The organism is Actinomadura sp. NPDC048032 (assembly GCF_040653175.1).
Taxonomy (GTDB): Bacteria; Actinomycetota; Actinomycetes; order Streptosporangiales; family Streptosporangiaceae; genus Spirillospora; species Spirillospora verrucosospora.
This window is the reverse complement of record NZ_JBEZJP010000051.1, coordinates 1-13,233: the sequence shown is the minus strand read 5'-3', so window position 1 is coordinate 13,233 and position 13,233 is coordinate 1. Positions and strand designations below refer to the sequence as shown.

General features: G+C 72.6%; 11 protein-coding genes. 8 read left to right on the top strand and 3 right to left on the bottom strand.

Annotated features, from left to right (window positions below):
- Positions 1-12 precede the first annotated feature (12 nt).
- Complete coding sequence (locus AB0C69_RS10045) at positions 13-687, bottom strand: HAD family hydrolase (protein ID WP_360352138.1); 675 nt, start codon at positions 685-687, stop codon at positions 13-15.
- A gap of 84 nt (positions 688-771) precedes the next feature.
- On the opposite strand from AB0C69_RS10045, the gene AB0C69_RS10040 reads away from it, so the two are divergent.
- From AB0C69_RS10040 to AB0C69_RS10030, 3 genes are read left to right on the top strand one after another with little or no spacing between them, the layout of a single operon-like run.
- Positions 772-1,374 (top strand): TMEM175 family protein, encoded by a 603-nt coding sequence (locus AB0C69_RS10040; protein WP_360352135.1) that lies wholly within the window; start codon positions 772-774, stop codon positions 1,372-1,374.
- A gap of 48 nt (positions 1,375-1,422) precedes the next feature.
- Positions 1,423-2,085, top strand: a complete 663-nt coding sequence (locus AB0C69_RS10035) for a response regulator transcription factor (protein ID WP_185025848.1) — start codon at positions 1,423-1,425, stop codon at positions 2,083-2,085.
- Positions 2,082-3,257 (top strand): ATP-binding protein, encoded by a 1,176-nt coding sequence (locus tag AB0C69_RS10030; protein WP_345177406.1) that lies wholly within the window; start codon positions 2,082-2,084, stop codon positions 3,255-3,257. Before AB0C69_RS10035 ends, AB0C69_RS10030 begins: the two co-directional genes overlap by 4 nt.
- A gap of 159 nt (positions 3,258-3,416) precedes the next feature.
- On the opposite strand, the gene AB0C69_RS10025 is transcribed toward AB0C69_RS10030, so the two are convergent.
- Positions 3,417-5,183 carry an AMP-binding protein gene (locus tag AB0C69_RS10025; RefSeq protein WP_360352130.1) on the bottom strand — a complete coding sequence of 589 codons (1,767 nt, stop codon included), beginning with the start codon at positions 5,181-5,183 and terminating at the stop codon, positions 3,417-3,419.
- 233 nt (positions 5,184-5,416) lie between these two features.
- Here AB0C69_RS10025 and AB0C69_RS10020 point away from each other — a divergent pair, with 233 nt between their 5' ends.
- The 5 genes from AB0C69_RS10020 (at position 5,417) to AB0C69_RS10000 (ending at position 12,219) form a co-directional block, all read left to right on the top strand.
- Positions 5,417-6,619 carry a thiolase family protein gene (locus AB0C69_RS10020; protein WP_360352127.1) on the top strand — a complete coding sequence of 401 codons (1,203 nt, stop codon included), beginning with the start codon at positions 5,417-5,419 and terminating at the stop codon, positions 6,617-6,619.
- Positions 6,616-8,697, top strand: coding sequence for a 3-hydroxyacyl-CoA dehydrogenase NAD-binding domain-containing protein (locus AB0C69_RS10015; RefSeq protein WP_360352124.1), 2,082 nt, complete (start codon positions 6,616-6,618; stop codon positions 8,695-8,697). Before AB0C69_RS10020 ends, AB0C69_RS10015 begins: the two co-directional genes overlap by 4 nt.
- Before the next feature lie 190 nt (positions 8,698-8,887).
- The gene (locus tag AB0C69_RS10010) at positions 8,888-10,375 is read left to right on the top strand and encodes an amino acid permease (RefSeq protein WP_360352121.1); all 1,488 of its coding nucleotides are present in this window, start codon (positions 8,888-8,890) and stop codon (positions 10,373-10,375) included.
- Between the two features lie 64 nt (positions 10,376-10,439).
- Positions 10,440-11,789: an FAD-dependent oxidoreductase gene (locus AB0C69_RS10005; RefSeq protein ID WP_353832610.1), complete on the top strand. Its 1,350-nt coding sequence runs from the start codon at positions 10,440-10,442 to the stop codon at positions 11,787-11,789.
- Between the two features lie 64 nt (positions 11,790-11,853).
- Positions 11,854-12,219, top strand: coding sequence for a hypothetical protein (locus tag AB0C69_RS10000; protein ID WP_345177417.1), 366 nt, complete (start codon positions 11,854-11,856; stop codon positions 12,217-12,219).
- Here AB0C69_RS10000 and AB0C69_RS09995 read toward each other — a convergent pair.
- The coding region (locus tag AB0C69_RS09995; protein WP_360352116.1) for a transketolase C-terminal domain-containing protein at positions 12,216-13,233 on the bottom strand (1,018 nt) is incomplete at its 5' end. The genes AB0C69_RS10000 and AB0C69_RS09995 overlap by 4 nt on opposite strands.

Below are 13,233 nucleotides of genomic sequence, written 5' to 3'. Positions count from 1 at the left end.
CGGGCCTGGGGCTCAGCAGGCCGCCAAGAGCGTGGAGACCTCGGTCAGGGTCGAGATCCGATGTATCCCGGCCGGAGTCGGGGTCGCCGTTTCCGCCCGGTCGAGCCAGATGGCGTGGAGGCCCGCGTTGCGCGCGCCTTCGGCGTCCACGTCCAGCTTGTCGCCGACGTAGGCGATGCGAGCGGGCGGCAACTTCAGGGCGGCGCACGCGGCCTGGAAGGCCCTGGGGTCGGGTTTCTCGCAGCCGAGCCGGTCGGAGCAGAGGAGCACTTCGAAGTGGTGGCGGAGGCCCAGGGCCGTCAGCCGGCGCTCCTGATGGACGGTGCTGGAGTTGGACAGGATTCCTTGGCGGTGAGGAAGCGCGGCCAGCGCCGATGCCGCGTCGGGGAACGCCGACCATGCCGCTGCGAACAGCGCCTCGTATCGCTCGTGCCAGGCGTCCGCTTCGATGTCGCTCAGCGGACGGCCGACGAACGTGCGGACTCTGACGCGGCGGTACTCCTCGTACGTCAGCCGGCCCGCTGTGAGGCGCAGACGTGCGGCCTCGGCGATCCGGTGCCAGCGCTCCAGGGCGGCCTCGTCGGAGGGGAGGCCCTCCGCCTCGAAGTGGCGCAGCAGTCCGGTCCGTTCCGAGCCGGTGAAATCGAAGATCGTGTCATCGACGTCCCACAGCACGGCCTCGATCATGGTCTGAGGCTAGCTCGGCGAGGGCGCGAAGGCGCAAGGTCAAGACGCGGCGGCGCGGGTAGGGACCCCGGTGTGGGACGGGCGGTGTCTCGGGATCCTGATCGGCTGGTCCTGTTCACTGATGCGGTCGTCGCGATCGCCGTGACGCTCCTTGTGCTGCCGCTGGTCGAGGTGGTGCCGGAGGCGGTGCACGCGCACCGGCGGTCGGTGGAGGTCGTCACCGGGCACCTCCCGCAGATCTGGGCGTTCGCGCTCAGCTTCGTGGTGATCACCCGGTTGTGGTTCGTGCACCACCGGGTGTTCGAGCACATCGGCGGCTACACGCGCGGCTTGATGGCGCTGAACACGGGATGGCTGTTCGCCATCGTGGTCCTGCCGTTCCCCACGGAGATGGTCGCCTCCTATCCGGGGGACGACCGCTTCACCGTGATGCTCTACATCGGGAACGTCCTCGTCGCGACCGCCTGCCAGGCCGCGCTGGCCGTGCTCTCCTACCGGGACCCGGACGTCGCGTCGAAGACGGATCCGGCCGGGATCGAGTCGGTCCGCGGCGCCCTGTCGGCCGTGGTGCTGCTCGGACTGAGCCTCGCCGTGGTCGCGGTGCTCCCCGGCGTCTCGTATTACGCCCTGCTGCTGCTCTTCCTCTCGAAGCCGGTGAGCAGGATCTGGAGCCACGCCGGCCTGTGACCGCCGCCCTTATCGGGGTTTAACCCTCCTCGCGTCATGCTCGGCGGCATGCGTGTACTGATCGTCGAGGACGAGCGGGTGCTCGCGGACACGATCGCCGAGGGCCTGCGGGACGAGGCGATGGCCGTGGACGTGGTGTACGACGGCGACGACGCGCTGGAGCGCGCCTCCTACAACGAGTACGACGTGGTCGTCCTCGACCGGGATCTGCCGACCGTCCACGGGGACGACGTGTGCCGGGAGCTGGTGGGGCGGCGGAGTCCCACCCGGATCCTGATGCTGACCGCGTCCGGGGACGTCGACGACCGGGTGGACGGGCTGACGCTCGGCGCCGACGACTACCTGCCCAAGCCGTTCGTGTTCGGCGAGCTGGTGGCGCGGGTGCGGGCGCTGGCGCGCAGGTCGGGGCCGCCGGTGCCGCCCGTCCTGGAGGGCCGGGGCATCCGGCTCGATCCGCACCGGCGCAGGGCGGCGCGGGACGGGCGGGAGCTGCGGCTCACCAACAAGGAGTTCGCCGTGCTGGAAGAGCTGCTGCGGGCGGAGGGCGGCGTGGTGAGCGCCGAGCGGCTGCTGGAGCGGGCGTGGGACGAGAACATCGACCCGTTCAGCAACATCGTCCGGGTCACGATGGCGACGCTGCGGCGCAAGCTCGGGCAGCCGCCGGTGATCGAGACGGTGACGGGGTCCGGGTACCGGCTGGAGGCGCGGTGAAGAGGCTGAGCGTCAGGACGCGGCTCACGCTGGTGTACGGGTCGCTGTTCCTCGTCACGTCGGCGGCGCTGGTCGCGGTGACGTACCTGCTGACCGTCCGGACGATGGACGCCCGGTTCACCTCGCGCCAGAACGTGGACGCGACGACCGTCACCCGGCTGCGGGCGCTGGCCGTCAACGGGGACGTCACCCAGCTGGTGAAGTTGAAGGCCGACGCCGACCGGGAGCTGGCGCGGCAGAAGCACGAGGTCCTGGCGCAGCTCCTGCAGAGCTCCCTGGTGACGATGCTGGTGCTGGGCGTCCTGGGCGTGGTGATCGGGTACGTGGTGGCGGGGCGGATGCTGCGGCCGCTGCACACGGTGACGGCGACGGCGCGGCGGCTGTCGGAGAGCAACCTGCACGAGCGGATCGCGCTGGACGGCCCGCAGGACGAGATCAAGGACCTGGCCGACACCTTCGACCGGATGCTGGACCGGCTGAACCGCGCGTTCGACGCCCAGCGCCGGTTCGTCGCGAACGCCTCGCACGAGCTGCGCACACCGCTGACCATCAACCGGACGGTGCTGGAGGTCGCGCTGGCGAGCCGGCGGAGCCCGCCGGAGACGAGGGCGCTCGCGGACGTCCTGCTCGGCAACACCGCGCGCCACGAGCGGCTCATCGAGGGACTGCTGCTGCTGGCGAAGTCCGAGCGGGAGCCGGACGCGCGGGTCGGCACGCCGCTGCCGGACGTGGTGCGCAGCGCCCTCGACCAGCTCGACGGCCGGGCGGAGGAGGCGGGCGTGGACGTCGAGGCCCGGCTCGGCCCGGCGGCGGTGGCCGGCGACCCGGTGCTGCTGGAGCGGTGCGCCGTGAACCTGGTGGAGAACGCCGTGAAGTACAACGTGCGGGACGGGCGGGTCTGGGTGCGCACGGGCGTCCGGGACGGCGAGGCGTTCCTGCGGGTGGTCAACACCGGGCGGCCCGTCCCGTCCTACGAGGTCGCGACGATCTTCGAGCCGTTCCGGCGGCTGCGCGCGGACCGGACGGGGTCCAGGGACGGCGCGGGACTCGGGCTGTCGATCGTGCGGGCGGTGGTCACGGCGCACGGCGGCTCGATCGACACCGTCCCGCGGCCGGACGGCGGCCTGTCGATCACGGTCCGGCTGCCGGTGGCCGCCGAGCCCGCCGCCTAGGCCCTGCTCGAATCGGCCAGGCCACGCGCGAACGCGTGACCTGGCCGGTGGAGCGAAGCCGCAGGCGAGCGGAACCGGGCAGATCGCGAAGCGATGCCGCGTTCGCCCAGGCCCGGCACGTAGCGAGCCGCAAGGCGAGCGAAGTGGGCCGGGGCTAGATCAACACAGCGGCGGCTGCGGCCACAGGACGCGGCCCTCGGGCTCGGGCCCGCCGGGGCGGGCGGTGAGCCAGCGGTGCACCACCTTGCCGGTCGCGTTGCGGGGCAGCTCGGGGATGAAGTACACGTCGCGGGGAACCGCGTAGCGGGCGACCTGGGCGTGCACGTAGGCGCGGACGGCGTCGGCGTCGAGGCGGGCGCCGGGCCGCAGGACGACGTACGCGGCGAGGCGCTGCCCCCACTCGGGGTCGGGCACGCCGGTGACCGCGACCTCGCGGATCTCCGGCATCCGCATCAGCGCGTCCTCCACGTCGCCGGGGACGATGTTCTCGCCCCCGGACACGACCATGCCGTCGTTGCGGCCGTCCACGAACAGCAGCCCGCGGTGGTCGACGTGGCCGAGGTCGCCGGTGGCGAGCATGCCGTCGCGGACCTCCATCGGCTCGCCGCCGGTGTAGCCCTCGAACAGCAGCTCGTTCGCGGCGAAGATCTGCCCGCGGGTGGAGCGGCCGAGGCGGCGGCCCTGCTCGTCGAGGATCGCCAGGGCGGTGTTGCGCGGCGGGCGGCCGGCGGTGCGCGGGTCGAGCCGCAGATCGCGCGGGGTGGCGATGGACACCCAGGACGCCTCGGTGGAGCCGTAGACGTTGTAGAGCCGGTCGCCGAACGCGTCCATGAACCGGGTCGCGAGGTCGCCGGGCAGCGCGGCGCCGCTCAGCGCCGCGATCCGCAGCGAGGACGTGTCGTACCGCTCGCGGACCTCGGGGGCCAGTTCGAGGATCCGCTGCAGCATGACCGGGACGGCGAACAGGGCGGCGTCCCGGTGGGAGGCGACGGCCCGCAGCGTCCGCTCGGGGTCGAACCGGCGGTGCAGGACGACCGGCGCCCGCAGCGCCCAGGCCATCTGCAGCGCGGCGTAGCCCCAGGTGTGGAACAGCGGCGCTTCGATGATCATGGTCTGCCGGGCGCGCAGCGGGATCCGGGACGTCATCGAGGCCAGCGGCCACAGGCCGGGCCGGGGCGGGCGGCGGGCTCCCTTCGGGCGGCCGGTGGTGCCCGAGCTCAGCATGATCGTCCGGCTCTGGATCTGCGGCGGCCCGGCGGCGGGCGCCGGGGCCGACCGGATGATCTCCTCGATGCTCGGCCCGGGGTCGGCGGGCACGGCGTCCGGGGCGGGGCGGGGCCGCGGCAGCGTCGCGGCGGGGACGGGGGCCGACAGCGGGGCGGCGGCGGGCGGCCGCCGGTCGGCCCACACCACCTTCCGGCGCAGGGCGATCGGGACGTTCGCCAGCAGCGGCGCGAACTCGGCGTCCGCGACGAGCAGGGTGGGGCGCAGCTCGCCGAGCACGGCGCGGATCTGGCCGGTTCCGAAACCGGTGTTGAGCAGCACGACCTCCGCGCCGCGCCGGGAGCAGGCGACGAGGGTCAGGGCCATGCCGCGGTGGTTGCGGCACAGGACGCCGACGCGCGGGCGGGGGCCGTGCAGCGGCAGGCCCGCGGCGAGGCGGGCGGCGAGCTCGTCCAGTTCGGCGAACGTCAGCTCGCCCTCGTCGTCGATCAGGGCGGCGCGGGACGGGGAGCGGGCGGCGGCGGAGGCGACCAGCCCGGCGAGCGTCGTCCCCCAGCGCCGCAGCGTGCCGAACTGGCGGACCGTCCCACGGGGCCCGCCGGAGAACAGCAGGCCGGTGCCGAGCAGGAGGGCGGCGAGGTCGCGGATGTGCCCGAGCCGCCGGCGCATCCCCGGCCGGTAAGCGGGCCTCGCGTGGGTCACCGTGCCCTCCTCCGGTGATTTCCGGTCACGTTACCCATCAGTCATGAGCCGGACAAGGGCATGAGAACCCCGACCCGGGGCATCAGCGCGCTGAGCGGCGCGTCAGTGGTTACTGACGAGTAGCATTAAGGGTTACCAGCAAGTAGCATCGCTGACGCGGGTCCTCGTGCCGCCGGCAGGGGCGGCGCGAGGCTCGACACCTTCACCCGAGTCCATCGCAGGGAGGACGACCCGTGCCTCGCACCGCACGCGACGTCGTGTTCGTCGACGGCGTCCGCACGCCGTTCGGCAAGGCCGGCCCCAAGGGCCTCTACGCGCAGACCCGCGCCGACGACATGGTCGTCCGCGCGATCCGCGAGCTGATGCGCCGCAACCCGTCCCTCCCGCCCGAGCGGGTGGACGAGGTCGCCGTCGCCGCCACCACCCAGACCGGGGACCAGGGCCTGACCATCGGGCGGTCCGCCGCCGTGCTGGCCGGGCTGCCGAAGAGCGTCCCCGGCTTCGCCGTCGACCGGATGTGCGCGGGGGCCATGACCGCCGTCACCACCACCGGCGCCGGCATCGCGTTCGGCTCCTACGACGTCGCCATCGCGGGCGGCGTCGAGCACATGGGCCGGCACCCGATGGGCGAGGGTGTGGACCCGAACCCGCGGTTCCTCGCCGACAGGCTGGTCGACCCGTCCGCCCTGGTCATGGGGTCGACCGCGGAGAACCTGCACGACCGGTTCCCCGGCATCACCAAGGAGCGCGCCGACGCCTACGCCGTGCGCAGCCAGCGGAAGGTCGCCGAGGCCTACGCGGCCGGGAGGATCCAGCCCGACCTGGTGCCGACCGCGGTCCGCTCCGCCGAGCTGGGCTGGGGCCTGGCCACCGAGGACGAGCCGCCGCGGCCCGGCACGACGATGGAGAGCCTGGCCTCGCTGAAGACGCCGTTCCGCGTGCACGGCAACGTCACGGCCGGCAACGCCGCGGGCCTCAACGACGGCGCCACCGCCTGCCTGCTCGCGGCCGAGGACGTCGCGCGCGAGCTCGGCCTCGCGCCGCGGATGCGGCTCGTCGACTTCGCCTTCGCGGGCGTCGAGCCGGAGGTGATGGGCGTCGGGCCGGTCCCCGCGACCGAGAAGCTCCTCGCCCGCAACGCGCTGACCATGGACGACATCGGCCTTATCGAGATCAACGAGGCCTTCGCCGTGCAGGTGCTCGCGTTCCTGGAGCACTTCAAGATCGCCGACGACGACGCGCGGGTGAACCCGTGGGGCGGCGCGATCGCCCTCGGCCACCCCCTCGCCTCGTCCGGCGTGCGGCTGATGAACCAGCTGTCCCGTCTTTTCGAGGAGCGCACGGACGTCCGGTTCGGGCTGACCACGATGTGCGTCGGCATGGGCATGGGCGGAACCGTCCTCTGGGAGAACGCGAACTGGGAGGGCGCCAAGTGAACCCCGACATCTTCAAGGACGAGGTCGTCACGCACGCGCGCGTACGCGACGTGACGCTGCCCTACGGCGCGGGCACGCTCGCGCTGATCACGCTCGACAACGGCTTCGACCACACCAAGCCCAACACGTTCGGCCCCGGCGGCCTCGCCGAGCTGAACGCCGCGCTGGACGAGGTCGCCGGGCGCGACGACATCGCGGCCGTCGGCGTCATCGGCAAGCCGTTCGTCTTCGCGGTGGGCGCCGACCTCAAGGGCGTCCCGATGATCCGGCGGCGCGAGGACGCCGCCGCCATCGGCAGGCTCGGGCACGACGTGTTCCGCCGCCTCGGCGAGCTGGGCGTCCCGTCCTTCGCCTACTACAACGGCGCGGCGATGGGCGGCGGAGTCGAGATCGGCCTGCACTGCACCTACCGGACGATCTCGCGCGGCGTCCCGGCGTTCGCGCTGCCCGAGGCGTTCCTCGGCCTCGTCCCCGGCTGGGGCGGCACCTACCTGCTGCCGAACCTGATCGGCGCCGAGAAGGCGCTCAAGGTCGTCATCGACAACCCCCTGGCCCAGAACCGGATGCTCAAGGGCGCGCAGGCCCACGAGCTCGGCATCGCCGACGCGATCTTCGACTCGGCCGACTTCCTGGAGGAGTCCCTCGCCTGGACGGCCCGGGTGCTCAAGGGCGAGATCACCGTGGGCCGCCCGGAGGTCGACAAGGGCAAGGCGTGGGACGACGCCGTCGCCATGGCCCGCTGGAACGTGGAGGGCAGGCTCCACGGCGCGGCGCCGTCCTTCACCCGGGCGCTGGACCTGGTCGCCGCGGCCAAGGACCGCACCCGCGACGAGGGCTTCGCCGCCGAGGACGAGGCCCTGGCCGACCTCATCATGAGCGACGAGCTGCGCGCCGGGCTCTACGCGTTCGACCTCACCCAGAAGCGCGCGAAGCGGCCCGCCGGGGCGCCGGACAGGGAGCTCGCCCGCAAGGTCACCAAGGTCGGCGTCGTCGGCGCCGGGCTGATGGCCTCGCAGCTCGCCCTGCTGTTCGCGCGGCGCCTGGAGGTGCCGGTCGTGCTCACCGACCTCGACCAGGAGCGCCTGGACAAGGGCGTCGGCTACGCGCACGGCGAGATCGACAAGCTGCTCGGCAAGGGGCGGCTGTCCCCCGACAAGGCCAACCGCCTCAAGGGGCTCATCACCGGCTCGCTCACCAAGGACGCGTTCGCCGACGCCGACTTCGTCATCGAGGCCGTCTTCGAGGAGATGTCGGTCAAGCAGAAGGTGTTCGCCGAGGTCGAGGAGTACGTCTCCGCCGAGTGCGTCCTCGCGACCAACACCTCCTCGCTGTCGGTCACCGAGATGGCCTCCGGGCTCGCCCACCCCGAGCGGGTGGTCGGGTTCCACTTCTTCAACCCGGTCGCGGTGCTGCCGCTGCTGGAGATCGTCCGGGGCGAGCGGACCGACGACGCGGCCCTCGCCACCGCGTTCGCCGCGGGCAGGGCGCTGAAGAAGTCCTGCGTCCTGGTCAAGGACGCCCCGGCCTTCGTCGTCAACCGCGTCCTGCTGCGGCTGCTCGCCGAGATCGTCAGGACGGTGGACGAGGGCACGCCGATCGAGGTCGCCGAGCGCGCCGCCGCCCCGCTCGGCCTGCCGATGCCGCCGTTCGTGCTGATGGGCCTGGTCGGCCCGGCGATCGCGCTGCACGTCAACGAGACCCTGCACGCGGCGTTCCCGGACCGGTTCCCGCTGTCGGACAACCTGGCGGCGATGGTCGCGGCGGGCAAGAGCGGCGTGTACCTGCCAGACCTCACCCTCGACCCCGAGGTCGTGGAGATCTTCTCCGGCGGGTCGAGCCCCTCCACCGAGGAGCAGGTCCTCGACCGGGCGCTCGCGGCCCTCGCCGACGAGATCCGGATCATGCTGGACGAGGGCGTCGTCGCGGCGCCGCAGGACATCGACCTGTGCATGATCCTCGGCGCCGGCTGGCCGTTCCATCTCGGCGGCATCACCCCGTACCTGGACAGGTCCGGCGTCGCCGAGCGCGCCGCGGGCGGCCGCTTCCTGGAGCCGGGGGTCGCCTCCCTGCCCTCCTGACCCCGGCCCTCCTCGACCACGGTCCCATCCCGGAAGAAGGGGCGTTCCGAACCGCCTTTGGAACGCCTCTTTTCCGGCGTTTCCCCTTGTCACGGACATGCGCGAGTTTCGGCGGATCATAACCCGCGCACAAATGGGCATACGGCTGACGGTCGTATGCCGTGCACCGGACACGAGGGGGGCGCCGAAATTGAACGTGCTGCGCACGAAGTCGGTCGAGCAGTCGATCAGGGACACCGAGGAGCCCGAGCACCGGCTCCGCCGTGACCTGTCGGCGTTCGACCTGACGGTCTTCGGGATCGGCGTGATCATCGGAACCGGCATCTTCGTGCTCACCGGCGAGGTCGCCAAGGACAAGGCCGGTCCGGCGGTCGCGCTGTCGTTCATCCTCGCCGCCGTCGTGTGCGGCCTCGCGGCGCTCTGCTACGCCGAGTTCGCCTCCACCGTCCCGGTCGCCGGCTCGGCCTACACCTTCTCCTACGCCACGATCGGCGAGTTCCCCGCCTGGATCATCGGCTGGGACCTCATCCTGGAGATGGCCCTCGGCGCGGCCGTGGTGTCGGTCGGCTGGTCGGGATACTTCGCCTCGCTGCTGGACGACGCGGGGGTCACGATCCCGACGGCGCTCGCGGCCCCGCCGGGCGAGGGCGGGACGGTGAACATCCCCGCCATCTGCCTCGTGCTGGTGGTGACCGCGCTGCTCGTCCTCGGCGTCAAGATCTCCTCGCGGGTGAACGCGGTGGTCGTCTCGATCAAGGTGGCCATCGTGCTGCTGGTGATCTTCGCCGGGCTGTTCTTCGTCAAGGGCGCCAACTACCACCCCTTCATCCCGCCGTCCAAGCCGACGCCGAGCGTGGAGGGCCTCAAGGCGCCGCTGATCCAGGTCATGACCGGCCACGCGCCGGTCAGCTACGGCTGGCTCGGCATCTTCTCGGCCGTCGCCATCGTGTTCTTCGCCTACATCGGCTTCGACATCGTCGCGACCGCGGCCGAGGAGGCGCGGCGCCCGCAGCGGGACCTGCCGATCGGGCTCATCGGCTCCCTCATCATCACCGCCGTCCTGTACGCGGCCGTGGCGAGCGTCGTCGTCGGCATGCAGAAGTACACGGAGCTGAGCGTCGCCGCGCCGCTCGCGGACGCGTTCAAGGCCGTCGGCCATCCCGTCTTCGCCACGATCATCAGCATCGGCGCGGTCGTCGGGCTCACCACCGTCGTTCTCATCCTGCTCCTCGGGCAGAGCCGCATCTTCTTCGCGATGGGCCGCGACGGCCTGCTGCCGCCCTGGCTCTCGGCCGTCCACCCGCGCTTCGGCACCCCCTACCGCGCGACCATCATCATGGGCGTGATCGTCGCGGTGCTCGCCGGGTTCATCCCGCTCGCCGAGCTGGCCGAACTGGTCAACATCGGCACGCTGTTCGCGTTCCTCGTCGTCTCGATCGCCGTGATGATCCTGCGCCGCACCCGCCCCGACCTGCCCCGCGCGTTCCGCACGCCCTGGGTGCCGGTGATCCCGATCCTGTCGGTGCTGGCCTGCCTGTTCGTGATGATCAACCTGCCGGTGGAGACCTGGCTGCGGTTCCTCGCCTGGATGGTCGTGGGCGGTGTCGTCTACGCCGCCTACGGGTACCGCAACAGCAGGGTGGGCCGTCGGGCGGAGCAGATTCCCTCCAAGTCCTGACACCGCCCCGCCGTGACGGGAGTCACGGTGTCCTTTCGACCGACGGGTGTGCACAATGGCGCGCATGGCACCTCCAGCGCGCGTCGCGGTGATCGGGTCGGGGCCGGCGGGGATCTACGCCGCCGAGGCCCTGGTGAAGCAGGCCGGCGACGACGTGCGGGTGGACGTCTTCGACCGGCTCCCGACGCCGTACGGGCTGGTGCGCTACGGCGTCGCGCCCGACCACACCTCGATCAAGTCGATCGCCCGGTACCTGCAGCGGGTGCTGGAGAACCCGGCCGTCCGGTTCTTCGGGTGCGTCGAGCTGGGCCGCGACGTCACCCGCGACGACCTGCTCGGATGTTACGACGCCGTCGTCTACTCCACCGGCGCGATGGTCGACCGGCACATGCGGATCCCCGGCGAGGACCTGCCCGGCAGCATCGCCGCCACCGACTTCGTCAACTGGTACTGCGGGCACCCCGACGCCGCCGACCACGCGTTCGACCTGTCGGTCGAGGAGGTCGCGGTGGTCGGGGTCGGGAACGTCGCCGTGGACGTCGTGCGGATCCTCGCCAAGACGGCCGCCGAACTGCGCGCCACCGACGTCCCCGAGCAGGTGATCGAGGCGCTGTCGCGCAGCCGGGTCCGGCGCGTCCACATGATCGGGCGGCGCGGGCCGGCGCAGGCGAAGTTCACCACGAAGGAGGCGCGCGAGCTGGGCGAGCTGCCCAACGCGAGCATCCACGTCAGCCCGCGGGACATGGAGCTCGACCCGGCGAGCGCGGAACTGGCCGAGAGCGACCGGCACGTCCGCGGCAACATCAAGGCGCTGAGCGCCTGGACGGACGAGCCCGCACCCGGCCGCGCCCGCCACATCGACGTGCGGTTCTGGCGCGCCCCCGTCGAGATCCTCGGCACCGACCGCGTCGAGGGCCTCAAGCTGGAGAAGACCCGGCTGGACGAGTCGGGCCGCGTCACCGGCACCGGCGAGTTCGAGACGCTTCCGGTCGGCATGGTGCTGCGCTCCGTCGGCTACCAGAGCGTCCCGCTGGAGGGCGTCCCGTTCGACGAGCGCTCCTTCGTCGTCCCGAACGAGGGCGGCCGCATCGTCGGCCCGGACGGCGCCTTCGTGCCCCGCGAGTACGTCGCCGGCTGGATCAAGCGCGGGCCCTCCGGCGTCGTCGGGACCAACAAGTCCGACGCCGCCGAGACCGTCCGCAACCTGCTGGAGGACCTCGCGGACGCCGGGACGGCGCCCGAGCGCACCATCGAGGAGCTGCTGGAGTCGCGCGGGCTGCCCGTCGTCACCTACGACGACTGGCTCAACCTGGACGCCGCCGAGGTCGCCCTCGCCCGCAGCCTCGACCGCGGGGAGCGCGTCAAGCTCGCCCGCTGGGAGGCGATGCGGTCCGCCTGCCGGGGTTCCGCGTGATCCTTCCGAAGTCCCCGCCGGGAAACTAGTGACGCAAAGGTGACCCGGACGCTACGGTGCGCGTGTGACCGGCGGTCCTGAACTGCACGGGTTCCCCCCACCCGAGACGGTCCCCGACCTCAGGTGGCTAGGACCCGACTACGTCTCCGTACTCGTGTACGACCTGACGCGGGGTCTCCTGCGCCAGGATCCGCGCACGTCCGTCATGGGCGTGCGCTGCGAGGGCATGCCCCGGCTGGCGCCCTCGGTCGACCCGGCGGGGGTCATCCGCGCGCACGACGCGTGCTTCCCGCTCCAGGTCTACGTCCAGGACGGCGCCGGGCGCCCCTGGTGCCTGCGCGGGCGATGGACGTACTTCGGACGCGACCTCGGCACGTCCGGCGCGTCCATCACCCACGCGTGGCGGCTGCTGTCCGCCGAGGGCGGCTAGGAGCGCTCGTCGGAGGTGGCGGGCTCGTCGGCGTCGGCGGTGAGGCGCGCCACCGACTCGGTCACGTCGCGCGCCAGCGCCTGCGGCGTGAGGCCGATGTCGGCGAGGATCTGGCCCCGGGACGCGTGGTCGAGGAACTCCTGCGGGATGCCGAAGGTGCGCAGGGGCGCGTCGACGCCGGCGTCGCGCAGCAGCCGGGCCACCGCGTCGCCGACGGCGCCGGTGCGGCCGTTGTCCTCGGCGACGGCAACGAGCGTGTGCTCGCGGGCGAGGTCGAGCAGCGCCGGGTCGAGCGGCTTCACCCACCGGGGGTCGACGACGGTGACGCCGATGCCCTGCGCGGCGATCAGCTCCGCCGCCTCGACCGCCGGTGTCGCCATCGAACCGGCCGCGACCATGAGGACGCGGGCGCCGTTGGAGCCGTCGTGGCGGGCCAGCACGTCCATGCCGCCGGCCTTGCCGACCGCCTCGACGTCGGCGGCGGCCGGGCCCTTGGGGTAGCGGATCGCGGTCGGGCCGTCGGAGACCGCCACGCACTCGCGCAGCAGCTCGCGGAGCCGGGCGCCGTCGCGCGGGACGGCGATGCGCAGGCCCGGGACGAGCTGCAGGATCGACAGGTCCCACATGCCGTTGTGGCTGGCGCCGTCGCTGCCGGTCACGCCGGAGCGGTCCAGGGCGAAGGTGACGGGCTGGCGGTGCAGCGCCGCGTCCATCAGGACCTGGTCGAAGGCGCGGTTGAGGAACGTGGCGTACAGCGCCACGACCGGGTGCAGGCCGCCCATCGCGAGCCCGGTGGCGGAGGTGACCGCGTGCTGCTCGGCGATGCCCACGTCGAAGATGCGGTCGGGGAAGGCCTCGGCGAACGGCGCGAGCCCGACCGGGTAGAGCATCGCGGCGGTGATGCCGACGACGTCGCGGCGCTCGCGCCCGATCGCCACCATCTCCTCGCCGAAGACCTTCGTCCAGTCGGGGCCGCCCATGCAGGTGACGAACTTGCCGGTGGCGGGGTCGAAC

Coding starts and splice junctions, on each gene's coding strand:
- AB0C69_RS10045 (WP_360352138.1), bottom strand. CDS start 687: ATGATCGAGGCCGTGCTGTGGGACGTCGATGACACGATCTTCGATTTC.
- AB0C69_RS10035 (WP_185025848.1), top strand. CDS start 1,423: ATGCGTGTACTGATCGTCGAGGACGAGCGGGTGCTCGCGGACACGATC.
- AB0C69_RS10005 (WP_353832610.1), top strand. CDS start 10,440: ATGGCACCTCCAGCGCGCGTCGCGGTGATCGGGTCGGGGCCGGCGGGG.